Source organism: Nonomuraea sp. NPDC046570, assembly GCF_040645915.1.
Lineage (GTDB): Bacteria > Actinomycetota > Actinomycetes > Streptosporangiales > Streptosporangiaceae > Nonomuraea.
Window position 1 is genome coordinate 1 of sequence record NZ_JBEYZF010000069.1, and the last position, 14,091, is coordinate 14,091.

General features: G+C 69.2%; 12 protein-coding genes and 1 pseudogene. 4 read left to right on the forward strand and 9 right to left on the reverse strand.

Annotated features, from left to right (window positions below; translation table 11 throughout):
• Nucleotides 1-74 precede the first annotated feature (74 nt).
• The 6 genes from ABZ911_RS41595 to aguA are packed head-to-tail and all read right to left on the reverse strand — an operon-like array spanning nucleotide 75 to nucleotide 8,807.
• On the reverse strand, nucleotides 75-1,961 hold the full coding sequence (locus ABZ911_RS41595) for an oligopeptide/dipeptide ABC transporter ATP-binding protein (RefSeq protein ID WP_358069704.1): 1,887 nt from the start codon (nucleotides 1,959-1,961) through the stop codon (nucleotides 75-77).
• A gap of 1 nt (nucleotide 1,962) precedes the next feature.
• Nucleotides 1,963-2,886 (reverse strand): ABC transporter permease, encoded by a 924-nt coding sequence (locus tag ABZ911_RS41600; protein ID WP_358069707.1) that lies wholly within the window; start codon nucleotides 2,884-2,886, stop codon nucleotides 1,963-1,965.
• 28 nt (nucleotides 2,887-2,914) lie between these two features.
• Nucleotides 2,915-5,059 (reverse strand): penicillin acylase family protein, encoded by a 2,145-nt coding sequence (locus ABZ911_RS41605; protein WP_358069709.1) that lies wholly within the window; start codon nucleotides 5,057-5,059, stop codon nucleotides 2,915-2,917.
• A complete protein-coding gene (locus tag ABZ911_RS41610) occupies nucleotides 5,056-6,036 on the reverse strand; it encodes an alpha/beta fold hydrolase (protein WP_358069712.1) in 981 nt (326 codons plus the stop codon). The genes ABZ911_RS41605 and ABZ911_RS41610 overlap by 4 nt, the downstream gene beginning before the upstream one ends.
• 3 nt (nucleotides 6,037-6,039) lie before the next feature.
• On the reverse strand, nucleotides 6,040-7,641 hold the full coding sequence (locus tag ABZ911_RS41615; protein ID WP_358069715.1) for an ABC transporter substrate-binding protein: 1,602 nt from the start codon (nucleotides 7,639-7,641) through the stop codon (nucleotides 6,040-6,042).
• Nucleotides 7,629-8,807 (reverse strand): agmatine deiminase, encoded by a 1,179-nt coding sequence (gene aguA / locus ABZ911_RS41620; protein ID WP_358069718.1) that lies wholly within the window; start codon nucleotides 8,805-8,807, stop codon nucleotides 7,629-7,631. Before aguA ends, ABZ911_RS41615 begins: the two co-directional genes overlap by 13 nt.
• 164 nt (nucleotides 8,808-8,971) lie before the next feature.
• Here aguA and ABZ911_RS41625 point away from each other — a divergent pair, with 164 nt between their 5' ends.
• The 4 genes and pseudogenes from ABZ911_RS41625 to ABZ911_RS41640 form a co-directional block, all read left to right on the forward strand.
• The gene (locus ABZ911_RS41625) at nucleotides 8,972-9,136 is read left to right on the forward strand and encodes a hypothetical protein (protein ID WP_358069721.1); all 165 of its coding nucleotides are present in this window, start codon (nucleotides 8,972-8,974) and stop codon (nucleotides 9,134-9,136) included.
• Nucleotides 9,137-9,141: 5 nt separating this feature from the next.
• Nucleotides 9,142-9,726, forward strand: a complete 585-nt coding sequence (locus ABZ911_RS41630; RefSeq protein ID WP_358069724.1) for a cupin domain-containing protein — start codon at nucleotides 9,142-9,144, stop codon at nucleotides 9,724-9,726.
• A 229-nt stretch (nucleotides 9,727-9,955) separates the two neighbouring features.
• Nucleotides 9,956-11,278: a CocE/NonD family hydrolase gene (locus tag ABZ911_RS41635; RefSeq protein ID WP_358069726.1), complete on the forward strand. Its 1,323-nt coding sequence runs from the start codon at nucleotides 9,956-9,958 to the stop codon at nucleotides 11,276-11,278.
• Between the two features lie 97 nt (nucleotides 11,279-11,375).
• Nucleotides 11,376-11,483, forward strand: a pseudogene (locus ABZ911_RS41640) (helix-turn-helix domain-containing protein); the annotation flags it as partial.
• A 517-nt stretch (nucleotides 11,484-12,000) separates the two neighbouring features.
• Here the strand turns inward: ABZ911_RS41640 and ABZ911_RS41645 are convergent.
• The 3 genes from ABZ911_RS41645 to ABZ911_RS41655 form a co-directional block, all read right to left on the reverse strand.
• Complete coding sequence (locus ABZ911_RS41645) at nucleotides 12,001-12,627, reverse strand: transposase (protein WP_358069729.1); 627 nt, start codon at nucleotides 12,625-12,627, stop codon at nucleotides 12,001-12,003.
• Nucleotides 12,628-13,221: 594 nt separating this feature from the next.
• Nucleotides 13,222-13,590 carry a hypothetical protein gene (locus ABZ911_RS41650; RefSeq protein ID WP_358069732.1) on the reverse strand — a complete coding sequence of 123 codons (369 nt, stop codon included), beginning with the start codon at nucleotides 13,588-13,590 and terminating at the stop codon, nucleotides 13,222-13,224.
• A gap of 96 nt (nucleotides 13,591-13,686) precedes the next feature.
• On the reverse strand, nucleotides 13,687-14,091 hold a 405-nt coding region (locus tag ABZ911_RS41655), incomplete at its 5' end, for a hypothetical protein (protein WP_358069735.1).

Here is a 14,091-nt window from a genome sequence, read left to right on the forward strand (position 1 = left end):
GATGCCGTCGACGACCGTCATCGCCGCGCGGCCGCTACCGACCCGCACGCGAAGGTCACGCACCGACAGTCCGTTCACCGCTTCATCTCCTGTTCCTGCGCCGGCTCTACGGCGTCATGTGGGTGCCAGCAAGCGACGCGCTGTCCCTTGCGTAGCGTCTCCAGCAGCGGTAGCTGCTCGCGGCATCGGTCGCTTGCATGCGCGCAGCGGGGCGTGAACGGACATCCGTCGGGGACGGCGTCGAGCGCAGGCTGGCGTCCGGGGATCGTCGCCATCGGGCGGTCCAGGTCGGCGTCGAGCGCAGGCGTGGCCGCCAGCAGCGCCCTCGTGTAGGGATGCGCCGCATCCGCGTGCATGCGGTTGGCGGCGAGCTCTTCGACGACCCGCCCTGCGTACATCACGAGCACGCGCTCGCAGAAGGCCGAGATCACCGAGATGTCGTGCGAGATCAGGACCACGGCTGTGCCGTGCTCGGCGTTGACGCGTCGCAGCACGCGCAGCACCTGACGCTGGACTGTGACGTCGAGCGCTGTCGTCGGCTCGTCGGCGACGATCAAGCTCGGGCGTGTCGTCAGGCCGATCGCGATCGTGACGCGCTGGCGCATGCCGCCGGACAGCTCGTGCGGATGCTGCCTCATCCGGCGGGCGGCGCCTGCGATCCGCAGCTCGCGCAGTTGCTCGACGGCGCGCATGCGCGCCTGCTTGCGCGTCGCTCCGAGGTGCACCTCCGCGGCCTCGCTCACCTGCCGCTCGATGCGCAGGACAGGATTGAGCGAGCTGAGTGGATCTTGGAAGACCATCGCCAGGGTCGTGACCAGCAGCCGCTGCCGTTCGCGCTCTGGCAGCTCGCGCAGGTCTCGTCCAAGGAATGCCAGCCGTTCGGCCTGTACGGCCCCCGGCGACTCGATCAGATCGGCGATCGCGAGCGCCGTGAGGCTCTTGCCCGACCCCGACTCGCCGACGATCCCGACGCGCTCGCCGGCGTCGACGCAGAAGCTGACGTCGCGGACGGGCGTGAGCGTGCCGCCCTCGCTCTCGAAGGTGACAGAAAGGCCGTCTACCTGGAGGACGGCGTCGGGACGAACCATGGCAGGGCCCCTCGCAGGGGTGGCGGTCGCCACGCGGGAACGACCGCGCCGGGCCGGTCGGGTCGTCTCGCCCGCCAGCGCACCGGCGAACGCGTCGCCGGTGACGTTGAAGGCGATGCCGGCGATGATGATCGCAATGCCGGGTCCGAGTGCCGCCGCCGGCGTCACGTAGATGCGATCCAGGCCGGCGTTGAGCAGCGCACCCCAGTCGTACTGCGGTTCTTGCACGCCGAGGCCGAGGAAGCTCAGCGCCGACAGCGCCAGCAACGCCCCGCCGGTCGCCATCGCCACCTGCAGCACCAGCGCGGGCGCGATGTTGGGCAGGACGTGGCGGGCCATCAGCCGCGGCAGCGAGATCCCCGTCATGCGGGCGGCGGCGACATACTCGGAGCCGGCGACCTGCGCTGCGAGCGTCTGCGTCAGGCGCGCGAAAGCGGGTGCAATCGCGACCGCCAGCCCGACGACCGCGCCCGTTGCGCCGACGCCGACGATCGTCGCGACCAGCAGCGCGAGCAGTAGGCCCGGCAACGCCAGCAGCAGGCCGATCGCGCTGCTGGCGAGTCTTCCCAGATGCGAGCCGAGTACGGAGGGCAGGAGCCCCAGCAGCAGCCCGAGGCCGCAGCCGAGCCCGGCCGTCAGCAGCGCGAGCACGAGTGAAATGCGGGTTGCGACCAGCACACGCGCGAACATGTCGCGACCGAGGTCGTCGGTCCCGAACGGGTGTGTCCACGACACCCCTTCGCCGAGCGCCTCGAGGTCGACCGCTTCTGCGCCGTCGCCCCAGACGATCGGCCCCGCGAGCGCCAGCGCCAGCAGTACCCCGAAGACGGCGAGCAGCGCCACCCGGGTCGGTGAGAGCCGCTTAGGTCCCATCTCAGCTCTCCCTGATCAGCGAGCGCGGATCCAGCCATGCCAGCAGCATGTCGACGACGAAGTTGACGAGCAGTACGATCGTGCCGAGCAGCAGCGCGATCGCCTGCACCAGCGGATAGTTCTTCTGCGGGATCGCCTCGACGATCGCGGCGCCCAGCCCCGGCCAAGAGAAGATGTTCTCGACGATCACGGTGCCCGCGACAAGGCCGGCGAGTAGCATGCCCGCGACGGTCAGCGTCGCGGTCAACGTGTTGGGGAGCGCATGGCGCGCGTACAGCAGACGTCGCGGCAGCCGCTTGCTGCGGGCCACGCGCATGTACTCCTGGTCGAGCACCTTCAGCGTCTCGACTCGCGTGATCCGGGCGAGAACCGCGATCGGCGCCGCGCTGATGGCCACCAGTGGCAGCACGTACGCTGTCCAGTCGCTTGAACCCGTGACCGGAAGCCAGTCAAGCGTGACGGAGAACAGCGCGACGAGCGCGGTCGCCATCAGGTACTCCGGCACCGACACGACGAATCCCGTCGTCAGCGAGAACGACTTCTCGATGCCAGGCCTGCGCCCGCCGCGCGTCACCACGGCGATCGCCATCCCGAGCGGGACGGCGACCAGCAGCGTCACGACGAAGGCGACCACCGCGAGCTGTAGCGTCATCGGGAAACGGTCGGAGATCACCTCGGCGACGGGCTGACCGCTGGTGAACGAGCGGCCGAAGTCCCCCCTCAACAGTCCCTCGATGTAGTACCGGTACTGCTGCAGCACCGGCTCGTCGAGGTGCAGTGCGGCGCGGCGCTCCTGCACGAGTGAGGCTGGCGCGGTCGGGCCGAGCGAGGCGCGCACTGGGTCGCCAGGAACGAGCTGCGTGATCAGGAAGGTGACGGTTGCCAGCACCGCGAGTGAGACGGCGAACCCGGCGGTGCGCCGCAAAGCGAAGGGGAGCCAAGGATGCTGCATGTCAGCCCGCATCCAGCGCCACGGTCGCGGTCAGTTCGGCCTCCAGCGTCAGCGTCCGCGGCGGCACGTCCGCAGGCGCGAGCGCGCGCAGGCTGCCGTTGACGAGAAGGTGTGCCTGGCCGGCAACGTGCGCGTCCTGCTGGCCTGGCCTGATCGCCGACCATGAGCGGACGCCGTCGGGGCCGAGCCTCGTCAGCCGCAACGACGGGCCGCCGAAGTAGGCCCTTGCGAGGCCGTTGCCGGGGTCGACGTCGGAGTACATCGCGACGCGCAGCGGCGCGACCAGCGGCAGGTCCTGTCCCGCTACGGGCCGGTGCGAGAGGAAAGCGGCGCCACCGCCGGCCGCCTCACCGAGGCGCAGTACCTCCCCGAGCGCGGTGTTCAACCCGTGCGGCGTGCCGCGCATCCGCTCGGCTGCCGCGGCGAGCGCGCGGCGCAGCAGTTCCTCCTGCACCGGTGTGAGCGCCTTGCCGGCGAGGACGGCGGCCGTCAGCTCTGCGCCCTCCGCCGGCTCGGCCGGCAGGTCGCGCACCAGCTCGCGCCACAGCAGCCACCCCAACGCGCCGGGAGAGGTCGCGTGAGCGCGGCCGTCGAATGCGAGCAGCAGCCGAGCGAACGGGCGGTCGGTGACGTCGGGCGGGGTCGTGCGCAGCGCCTGCGAGAGCGCCCGCTGCCACGCGATTGTCTCCGGCCAGAGATCGTCGAGCGCGATCGCGATCGCGTCCTCGAGGCGCGCATCGAAGGTGCTCGCCAGCAGCTCGACCGCGCGGTCGCCGCGAGTGTTGGAACGGCCGGGGCGGTCGTTGACGAGCACCGGAGGGTAGGCGGTGAGGTCGATCGCCGGGCGTGGGTGCGGCCCTGTCAGCGTGTCGGGAGCGGTGTTGCAGCTCTGCAGGAAGCCGGCCTCCGAGCCGCGGTGCTGGACCAGATCCTCGAGCTCGTACCAGCCCTGCCAGGCGCTCGCAGCGTCGTTGGCATCGAACGGCATGCTGCGGTCGAGCTGCGTGGGCCGTCGTGGCGCGTGGCCGGCGCGCACGTACCAGGCGTCGCCGTGAACGTCGGCGGCAACGACGTTCTGGGGAAGGAACATGCACGGTTCGAACGCCGCCTTCAGTTCGTCGATGTTGCGCGCCCGATACATCGCCAGGAGCTGCTCATCGAGCCGCCAGAGGCCTTCGGCGTAGGCGGTGCTGACGGCGTAGGCACAGCCGTCCGCGCGTGCGATCACCGGCGTGCGGGCGCCGTTCAGCTCGACCGTCTCGACGGTGGCCTCGAACGGCTCTGCCCGTCCCGCCACCTCGATCCACTCGCTGCGCCGGTCGATCCGCCGCAGCTCGCCGTCGCAGCGCCACGCCAGCTCGTCACCGGGCTCGACGCGGATCCGGTACGCGTCCGAGACGGCAGGGCCCCCAGTCGTCAGACCCCACGCGCAGTGCGCGCCGTGGCCGATCAGCGGCAGCAGGGTACCTGCCGAGACGACCCCGGTGATCGACAGCTCGCCGGCGTGTGCGACGACCTCGTGGCCGGCGAACCCTCCGCGCGGCATCGCCGCCGCGATCCACGCGGGCGGCGGCACGAACTCCCCGAACAGCCCGCCGAGCGGCAGGTGAGGGTCGCTGAGCAGATAGGTCACGCCTTCGGCGGTCCGTCGCGGAAGCAGTGCCCAGGCGTTGGAACCGCGCTCTACCGCGGGGGCGGACCCGATCCCCGTTGCGGCGAGGATGGCGCAGCCGTCCGCCGTCGCCCAGTACTGCACGAGCGCACGCAGCGCGGCGATCGGCAGAGCCGGCTCCAACGGCGGAGCCCACGCCGGAACCTCGTCGGGATGATCTCGCAGATAGCGGTCGATGCCGGCGACGAAGGCGGCGTAACGCGCCTGAACCGCCTGCGGGGCGCGCGCATAGTCGGCACGCGCTTGCGTGAGGTAGCCCCAGCGGCGTGCCTCGATGTCGCGCTCCAGCGCCGTCTCGCCGAGCACACTCGAAAGCTCGCCACGCGCCAGCTTGTACTGGCCGAGCAGCTCGTGCAGCAGGTGGCTGGCCTGCGCGTACCCGAGACCGTAGAAGACATCGCGCTCCTCCGGCGCGGTGACGTATGCGATGCCCCATTCGTCGCGCTCGACGCGCACTGCGCCCTGGGAATTCATGCAATCTCCTCAAGAATGTCGACAACCGCCTCGACGATCGAGCCGGGCGCGGTGAGATGGACCATGTGTGAGGCGCCATCTGCGGCGACGAGCCGGCCGCGCGGGGCAGCCGATGCCAGCTCGGCGTGCAGCGCCCGCATGACCGGCGGCGCGGTGCCGGCGGTGAGCACGATCAGCGGCCAGGACGGTGCTTCGCTGGTGCCGGCGAGCGTGGCGAGTTGATCGCAGGAGCGCGGCAGCGCGGCGACCTCGTCGGCGAAGGCCTGCACCGACGCGACACGGCTGTAGCTGACGGCCGCGCTCAGCTCGACGGCGCGCAGTGCGGCCGGGGTGAGCGGCTCGGTCAGTTCGGTGCGCGTCAGCGCCGCACGCAGCTGCCCGAGCGGTGCTCCCAACCCGAGCGGGGCCAGTGTCGCCGCAACGGCCGCACCGTGTCGCACCACTCGCTCCGCGAACTTCGTCGTGGGCGTCAGCGCCTCTCGCATCCGCTCGTGGGCCGGATCGACGAGCACCATGCCCGCGACCGCGGACGGCTCGGCGGCCGCGAACGCGCGCACGTGCAGGCCGCCGAACGAGTGACCGACGAGCACGTACGGCGGCGGTACGTCGAGAGCGCGCAGCAGAGCGCGCAACCGCGCCGCTGTCGCGGTCGGGCGGCGGTCGCAGCAGGCACCGGGGCTCCAGCCGAAGCCGGGCCGGTCGTAGCGTACGACCGTCGCGCGGCCGCTCAAGCCGTCGGCGACCTCCTCCCACTCCAGTTGCGACCCGCCGAGGCCACACTCGATCACGACCGCCGGCCCGCGCCCCTCGGCGAGCGCGTGCAGCGCGACGCCGTCAGCATCGAGCGTCCTGCCAGGGGCCGGGTACCGCCGGCGGGTCGTCGCCTCGTGTTGTCGCTGGGCGGCGGCTCCGGCGCTGGCCGCTGCGGCGGCGGCCAGCGCCGCGACGGCCCACACAGTGATGGGAAAGCGCGTCATCGCTCAGCCCTGACGCATTCGGATACTCGTCGGGATGATGTCGAACGCCGTCGTCTCGAATGTCGCGGTCTTCGCCGCCCACCAGCGCTCGTACAACGCGACCATCGGGACAACGTCGGCCATCTCGAACAGCGCCGCCTCGGCGGCGTTCCATTGTTCGCACGCTGCCTGTTGATCGGTCGTCGCTACCGCCTTGCCGACGAGCTTCAGGTACTCCGGGTTGTCGATCGCGCCGTAGTTGATCCCCTGCGGCGGCACCGGGCCGCTCGCCAGTGGGACGAACTGGGAGGGCACCGCGACGCTGATGCCGAGCAGCGGGACGACGTCCCAGTTGCCACTCGCTAGCGCCTGTATTGTGACCTGGGCATTGCCCCCCACGATTTTGACGTCGGCGCCGAGCTCGCGCCACGCCTTCACGACCAGTTCTGTCGCCGAGACGAACGTGGGCCCGGAGTCGGAGTTGCTGATCACGCTGAGCTGCAGCCGTGTCCCGCCCTTCTCGCGTACGCCGTCGGAGCCCTTGGCCCAGCCGGCCTTGTCGAGCGCGGCCGTTCCGTCGGCGGTATCGAAGGCCGGGATCGCAACGTTGACGCCGGGCAGAGGGCAGGGGGTCGAGGCCTCGGGCACGACACTCTGGCCGACGCGCCCGTCAGGTCCGGAGACGATCTTCGCCAGCTGCTCACGGTCGATCGCCATCGTCAGTGCGCGCCGGACGGCGGGATCGGCCGCAGGCCGGCCCTTGGTCTGGTTGAACAGCATCTGAGTCAGGCTGGAGGCGTGCTTCTGCTCGGCGAGCCCATGCTGCTCCAGCCGCTTGGCGTCGGCGCTGCTGACGCGTGCGCCGGACAGCTCGTCGGCGAGCAGCAGGTTGGCGATCGTGGTCGGGTTCGGCACCACTTTGACGACAATCGTCTCCGGCTGGCCTGGCTTGTCGTTCGTGGCGCCGTCGGGCCCCCATCTGTAGCCCTTCCTGCGGGTCAGCGTGTAGTGGTCGCCGGAGACCGATTCCTTCAGAACGTAGGGTCCGGTCCCGCTCGTGCCGCGGGCGAGGACACTGCGGTCGCGCAGGCCCTCGCCGCAGACGATCGGCAGCGCCTGGATGGTGTAGGAGAGGAAGCTGACCGGCGCTTTGAAGCGGACAGTCACCGTCGCACTGGCGTTGTCAGCGGCAACGGTGTAGTCGCCGGTCGACATCGCTATCGGCAGCCGTGGCGACTGCATTTTCGGGTCCTTCAGCGCGTTCAGGTTCTGCGCGATCGTCGTCGCGGTGACGGGGCTCCCATCGGAGCAGGTGACGTCTCTGCGCAGGGTGAATTTCGCAACGGTCGGTGTGATCTTCCAACTGGTGGCGAGGTTGGACACGACTCTGCCATCGGGGGAGGTGTCGAGCAGGGTGTCGTAGGCGAACGTGAAGATCCGATACGCGTTGTCTGTGACCGTCCTGGCCGGATCAAGATCACCGGGATCGCCCTCGATGGCGTAGTGGAACGTGCCGCCCGAGATGGCGGGACTGGCTTGCTTGTGCGTGCCGCACCCGGCCGCGGCGACGATCCCGGCGCATGCCAGGAGGAGGGTGAACCCGTGAGTACGCATCAGTTCCTCCACGAGCGAGCGGCGGGCACCTGCTGGGTGATGCAGTGGACGTTGCCGCCGCCCAGCAACACCTCGCGGGCGGGGACTCCGATGACATCGCGTCCGGGGAACAAATCGCTGAGCTGCGCGATCACCTGCTCGTCGTGGAGCGGATCAAGCATCGGCACGACGACTCCGCGGTTGGCGACATAGAAGTTCACATATGAACCGGGCATCCGCAGCTCGAGCCGCCATGGCTCGCCGTCGCCGCGCCTGTCGATGCCGCGCGCCTCCTCCTCGCTGTAGCGCAGCGGGCCGGGCATCGGGACTGTATGCACCTCGAGCGGACGGCCTCGAGCGTCGGTCGCGCGCTTCAACCGCTCGAGCGCGTCGCGGCTGATCGCGTGCTGCGGGTCCTGTTCGTCGTCGGTCCAGGTGAGGCAGACGACGCCGGGCCGTACAAAACAGGCGAGATTGTCGATGTGGCCGTCGGTCTCGTCCGCATGGACTCCAGCGCTGAGCCAGATCACGCGCTCGATCCCTAAGTAGTCCGACAGCAGTTGCTCGAGCTGTTCACGTGAGAGCCCGGGGTTGCGGTTGGAGTTGAGCAGGCACTGCTCGGTCGTCAGGCAAGTGCCTTCCCCGTCGACGTGGACCGACCCGCCCTCGAGCACGAACGGCGCGCGGTAGCGATCGTTGCGCTCTATCTCCAGCACCTTGCCGGCAACCTGGTCGTCGGCATCCCATGGGAAGTAGAGCCCACCCTCCAGCCCGCCCCAAGCGTTGAAGATCCAGTCGACGCCGCGGCGCCGGCCTTCTTGGTCGAGGACGAAGGTGGGCCCGGTGTCGCGAATCCAGACGTCGTCGAAGCTAAGCTCTACAACGCGTATCGCCGCCGAGAGCGACGCACGCGCATGGCGGAACTGCGCTGCCGAGACCCCGACGGTAACCGGATCGCCGGCGTCGGCCACCGCGTGGGCGACCGCGGCGAAGGCGGCCTGCGCGGGCTTCGCTCCCGCCCGCCAGTTGTCGGGTCGCTCGGGCCACAGCATCCAACAGCCCTCGTGGGGCTCCCACTCGGCCGGCATGCGGAAGCCGTTGGCCGCCGGTGTTCCCGTCAGCGTGCGCATCGCGCTCCTCTTCTCACCACACACGTTCTTTAGCCATGTGATCGATATATCGATCAGGTGCCGCAGCATACATGCGAGATACCGGGACAGAAAGAGGGTTGCCTTGCGAATTATGATCAGTATAATGCACATTATGTTGATACCGAAGGCGGGTCGCTCGCTGCGCCCGGGCGCCTCTCGCGCCCACTCGCGGCACCAGCGACCTGCACGCGGCGACACATAGGGTGCGATGTGTGACCTTTTCGTACGCTGAAGCGAGCAGCCCGCGCGGCGCCACGGTGCTCCTGGCCATCGCCGTCGGAAGCCTCAGCACGCAGACCGCACCGGGATGCGTCGACCTCGCCCTGCGGCGTGCCCTGCTCGAGCGCGCCAGACTCGTGCGACGAGCCGTAACCTGATCATCATGATGGCAGGCCCCACCACGACCTCCGGCGACGACGCGATCCGTAAGATCGGCGAACGACTGCGGCGGCTGCGCGAGCAGCGCGGCTGGTCAGTCCGCGATGCCGCCCGCCGCAGCCAGCTGTCCGCTTCCTTCATCGGGCTCGTCGAACGGGGCGAGTCGGAGATCGCAGTCACTCGTCTGATGAGGCTCGCCGACGTCTACGCCGTGACCGTCGGTGACCTGCTCGGCGACCTGCAAGAGCTGCGCAGTCGACACTGCATCCCACTCTCTGAGGCGCGGGAGATCGACGACGACGACGGGCGTGTCACCATCTCCTACCTGCCCGTCCCGATCAGGGGACTGCAACCGTTCCGACTGCTGCTGCGACCGGGGGGAACGATGCGAGGGCTTTCGCATGCGACCGAGGAGTTCCACCACTGCGTCGAGGGGGGCGCGATCGTGACCATCGACGGTGTACAACACGAGGTCGCAGCGGGCGACACGGTCTACGTGCCGTCCCAGAGGGCGCACGCGTGGCACAACCCTCACGACGTCCCCTGCCTGCTCGTCGGCGGAGTCGGACGTGACGGGACAGGGATGTGATGAGGGATCGGTTGCTGCGCCCAAACGAACCGGGCGTCCCCGGTTCGTCGCTGTCGCCACGAGAACAAAGCGCCCCCTCTCGGCGTGACGGGTAGGTCGGGTCAGCGACAGGATGCGGGCGTGCCATCTGGGGCGGGTTTCGCTCCTGGTTGAACGAGCACGGCTTCCCTCGCCCAGCGCATCACCCGCGCCAAACGAAAGATCGGCGAGGCGGGCATCCCGCAGCCTCTTGGCTCCGATCTCCACGAACGTCTGCGCGTCGGTCTGGTGCAGCGGGCGCTGGAGGATCTGCCGCCCGAAGTCGTCGGCGCCGACCTGCTCGACTCGGGACGAGTTCCCGCCGCTCCTGCCGGACCGGGACGACGTGGCGCCGTACTTCTTCGAGTGGATCAACGAGCACCCGCGTCGCGACGGCTACTGGCAGGACCTGTCGCTGCGTGGACGGCTCCCGGAGATCACCGTGCCGGTGCTCAACATGGCCGGTTGGTACGACGTATTCGTGGCGGCCGGAGTGGAGACGTTCCAGGCGCTGCGCGGCGTGGGATCGAGCGGCGTCGCCGAGGGGAGCAGGCTCGTCATCGGTCCCTGGGCGCACAACGGCTGGTCCCGTGAGCTGGGCGAGGTCGATTTCGGCGCGGACTCGGTGCGCTCGTTCCCCGCCGCTGTGGTCGCGTGGATGGACCACCGGCTCAAGGGTGTGCGGCCCGAGTCCGAAGAGCCCCCAGTCCGCTATTTCAGCATGGGCGACTGCGCCTGGCGCTCGTCGCAGTCCTGGCCGCCGGCGGGTTTCGAGCCCACGATGTTCTTCCTGCACGGCGACGGCGCCCTGACGGACGGCGGCCCGGGGGAGGGCACGGACCGGTTCGTCTACGACCCGTCCAACCCGGTGCCGAGCATCGGCGGGCAGAGCTGCTGTTACGCTCCGCAGTCACCGTTCGGCCCTCGTGACCAGCGGGCCGTCGAGTCCCGCCCCGACGTCCTCGTCTACTCCACGCCTCCCCTGGAGGAGCCCCTCGAAGTGGCCGGCGATGTGCGGGTCGAGCTGTTCGCGTTCTCCTCCGCGCCTGACACGGACTTCACCGCCAAGCTCGTCGACGTCGGCCCGGACTCCCGCGCGATCAATCTCTGCGAGGGCATCGTACGGGCCCGCCACCGCGACGGAGCCGACGCGGAGAGCTTCCTGGAACCGGGCAAGGCCGAATGCTTCACCATCGAGCTTCAGCCGACGGCGAATACCTTCGGCGCCGGACACCGCATCCGCGTTGAGATCTCCAGCAGCAACTTCCCCGCCTACGACCGCAACCCCAACACCGGCACCCCCTTCGGGCGGTCCGCCGCTCTCCGGACCGCGCGCCAGACGATCCTCCACGACGCCGACCACCCGTCCGCGCTGGTGCGACAGGTCTGTGCCTGCCGACAATGTCGTGGGCAGGTCACTGTCCTTCAGCCAGCGCATGAAGCCCATGTCGGTGTCGGCGTTGACCTCCAGGTCAAGCTTGCCGACGTCGAACTCGAGGGCCTCGTCCTGGTCGAGGACGTATACACAGGCTGAATTCGTAGAGTCATAAGTCGTGACGGTCTGCTGTTTTGGGTGTATGGCCAGAGCATGCTAGGGGCAACGAGGCGGGTATACCCCCGCTGAGCAGCAGCGGTGGGAACTGTTACGGCTGGAGGCGGCTGGGCGGTTCGAGGACGGGCAGAGCATCAAGGACGCTGCCCGTGAGCTGCGGGTGCACGAGCGGACGGTGGCCAGGTAAACGCTGGATGGTCGGGGTCCAGGAGACGCTGGTCTGTCCTTGGGGGCAGGTGGCCTGCTTGGCGGTCCAGTCGATGGTGAACGCGGCCCGATCGTATCCGGTGGCTGCGCGGGCCTGGGGCGAGGAGTCAACCGCACCGGTGCGACCAGGGCCAGCCCGTATAGGTCACGGGCTGACACGATCAGTTCGGCCGTGGCGTATCCCGCATCGACGTAGTGTTCGGCTGGGAGCAGGTCCCTGCGCTGGAGCCCTTGATGGATCGAGGCCGTCATGGCCATATCTGCGACGGTCGCGTCGGTCGTCGTCACGTTCGTGATCACATTTGGAGGCGAGCTCGCCTCGCCATCCCCGCTGGTGCCGCAGGTTTCGCTGATGTGCACCTTGTAGCCGTTCCAGAACACGTCGGCCTTGACCGACCAGCGGGTGTCGAGATCGTAAGGAGAGGCCAGCCGGTGTCTGCCGGGCGGCAGCCCCGCTCCGCCGTCGCGCAGGGGCCGCCGCGCAGAGCGCATATCCGTCAGCGCCGTAAGCACGCGCGAGCTGCTTCTGCTGGGTCTTGGAGGCCGGTAGCCGCCAGGAGTCGACTCGTGCCCGATACCGGTCCGCCCAGTCCGGGCACCTCCAGAACCTGTTCCACCCAGCCGGGCGCGGCCACGGCGAGGGCTTCCAAGGCGGCCCGCACGCATTCGCCGGCCAGCTCGACCCGGTTGAGGTCCTGCACCGCCGAGACCACATGTGTGGCATCGGTGCGCTGCTTCCCGCCCTTTTTCACCAGCCCCTTGTCCTTCAGTACCTCCAGTAGCAGGTCCAGGACCCGTTCCTCCAGGCCATGCGCGATCACCCGGGACCGGAACTCGCTCAACACACTCGCGTCGAAGCCCGGATCATCCAGCTCCAGCCCCAGCGCGTACTTCCACGACAGATCCCTCCGGACCGCTTCAGCAGCCCGCCGATCGGTCAAATCCTCGACACGCTGCAACACCGTGATCAACGCCAGGCGGCCCGGAGACCAGCCTGACCGGCCCTCCGCCCCGAACGCGGCCACGAACCGCTCATCGGCGAACAACTCACCCAGCTCATCCCGCACCCGAACCGGCAACGCATGGACCACACCCCACGCGCCGCGAGTTACCAGCAGGGTCATCTACGAGCGCAAGCCCGAACACCACGAAGCCATGATCTGGTGGACCACCGTGCACCAGATGACCCGCTGCCTGACCCGCGAACTGGCAGGCCAACCACCTCATGGCCGTTGGAGCAACCCGCCCCCGCTGCCAGATCTCAGGAGTCCCGACCGGCGAGGCAAGGTCCTGGAACTCCTGGCTACCCAGCCCTGGCGAGCCTGGAGGGGGACCGAGCTGGCCGCCATCCTCGGCATCGAGAACATCACCGCGTCCAACTGTCCCAATGGTCCCAACAGGGCTACATCAACAAGATCGGACCAGCCATCTACGGCGCCATCTCCACGAGCCCTTAAGCCTTTGTCAGCAGGCTCTAACACGCGTTGTGCGATCTCCTTGGTGAAGATGTCACCCGCACTCGCTTCCGCTGACCAGATGACGTGGGCATAGACGCGCAGGGTGATCACCGGGTCGGCATGCCCCAGGCGGGGCAGCTTTGTCAGCCAGCCCGAGCCTGGCGGTGGATGCGAGCTTTCTCTAAGTCTTCAAGGGCGTGCCGCCTGTGGCGGCCGCCGCGCGCCGCCGCCGCAGCCGGTGATGGTCAGATCATGCCTGGTTCACGTCTTCTTTCTGCCCCCTCTGGCCGGAGTAGCCGCCGGCGCACCGGCTTGGCCGCTGGAGGCGTGGTGCTCCAACGCTTTCATGATCTCGGGTGCCAGGGCGTCCGCCAGCGCGGGCGCCAGAGCATCGGCCAGGGCGGAGGCGAAAAGCTGCGCGAGCAGGAGCCGTTCAACTGTCGATGACTTCGCCGCCGTGCTCGGCACCGTAGTGAGAGCCGCTTCAATCAGGGTCGCCATGGAGTCCCCGCCGCGGGTGCGAGCCTTCGTGGCCTGGCCCGCCTCGCTGAGGATGTCGCGGATGAGGTCGTCGATCAACGACTCCGCCAGGTCGTGCCCGACCGTATCGCCGTTTTCCTCCGACGCCATGAGTTGCTCCTTCTTCGGTGAATGTGGGTCGTCCCCAACCGCTGAGTGCGCAGCAGTTGGGGGACGTGGTCCTTGGCTGCGTTTGACGGGCTGCCGCTATCGGCCCGCGAGCGCGGCCAGCAGGAGCGGGTGCTCGATGCCGCTCTCGCTGCCTTCCCTACGCCGGCGCATGAGCATCGCGAGCAGGAGCGGGTGCTCGATGCCGCTCTCGTGGCTTTCCCTGCGGCGGCGCATGAGGGCCGCGAGCAGGAGCGGGTGCTCGATGCCGCCCTCACCGTCTTCTTCCCGGCGGCGCATGAGCATCGCGAGCAGGAGCGGGTGCTCGATGCCGCTCTCGCTGCCTTCCTTGCGGCGGCGCATGAGGGCCGCGAGCAGGAGCGGGTGCTCGATGCCGCCCTCACTGCCTTCTTCCCGGCGGCGCATGAGCATCGCGAGCAGGAGCGGGTGCTCGATGCCGCTCTCGCTGCCTTCCTTGCGGCGGCGCATGAGGGCCGCGAGCAG